1 protein-coding gene is annotated in these 1,225 nt (G+C 71.4%); it reads right to left on the reverse strand.

From position 1 onward, the window contains the following. Window positions 1–52: 52 nt before the first annotated feature. Entirely contained in the window at window positions 53–244 is a 192-nt protein-coding gene (locus ACQKIP_RS47800) for a hypothetical protein (protein ID WP_365863436.1), read from the reverse strand. Window positions 245–1,225 lie beyond the last annotated feature (981 nt).

Raw genomic sequence — 1,225 nt, forward strand, 5'->3', positions numbered from 1 at the left:
CGCGGGGGCCGGGCTACGCACGCTCTGGGCGGCACGTGTGATGCGCCGCCGCTCAGTTGCCGCAGGAGCCCTGCCCCAGGAGGCCAATGCCGCACAGCAGGTTGAGGCCCAGGCCCGTAGGACCCTCGTCATGCTGGGAGTTCGAGGGCGGCGGGTCGGCGGGGGCCGCGGTGGCGGCGGTCGCACCGCCCAGGACGGTGACACAGGCGAGGGCCGCTGCGGCGGCCATGGTGCGGATACGCATGGGAGTCTCCCAAGTTGTGTACGGGGGTTCCCTTCCATCCCACGACCGTCCTCCCCGGCCCGCAACTACGGGTACGCAGATGACGCCCGGTACTCCCGGTGCTTCTCGCCGTGGGACGTCGTGACGGTCCACCGTGACGACGTCGGATGGCTGCGGCGGATCGCCGGGTTTACGGACTATCCGGCGGTTCCTGATCACCTTTGCAGATCGCGGCAAAGGTGATCAGAAACGTCTGCAGATCGCCGTCACCCGTCTGGCCTAGAGAGGTACCCGCGAGAGGGCCGTCGGTCCGGCCCGCGGACATGCTGGGTGGCGGGGGTCCGAACAGCGACCGGGCCGGGAATCCGGTGCTGCTGTCAGAAGGTGTTGTGACTGCCGCCCTTGGCGGTCGTTGGATAAGACGTGAGTGCCCGTCGCCCGCCGCTCCTGGACGCGCCCGTTCTCCCGAACCCGTGCCCTGCGCCGTGGCGGGGGATCTCCTCGCACCGGCCCCCTGGCCAGACACGGACGAACCAGCACTGCTCATGGCTGACATCGAACAGCGACGCACCGGCAGGCTATGGTCGCGCCCCGGCCGGCTCAGAAAGGGCACCGAGCCGTGCAGCAAACCCGCATCGAGACTGTGCAGTCGACGCGCGGGCGGGCAGCTGCTCTTGGGCGGCCACACATCCTGCCGATCCGCGCGGCGCGACCGGGACCGGGCCGACACCACCGGCCGCCGTTCGGCCGACGCCCCTCGGGACACCGAGCGCGCCGGGCAGAACGCCTCAGTCCGCTCGCCGCGATCGCCCGGAGGAGGGGGGAACCGGTGGAGCAGCGCAGGCGGTGCGAGGTGGCGGAGGGCGGGATCGAGGAGGGGATCAAGCAGCACCCGTGAACCTATCGGGGCATCGCCGCTATCCTGCCGCCTACCGGCTCACGCGCGGCCGGTCGGGGGAGGCGACGCGGTGACGCACCACACGCGTACGGGCACCACCGGCC

Source organism: Streptomyces sp. NPDC059900, assembly GCF_050270335.1.
Taxonomy (GTDB): Bacteria; Actinomycetota; Actinomycetes; order Streptomycetales; family Streptomycetaceae; genus Streptomyces.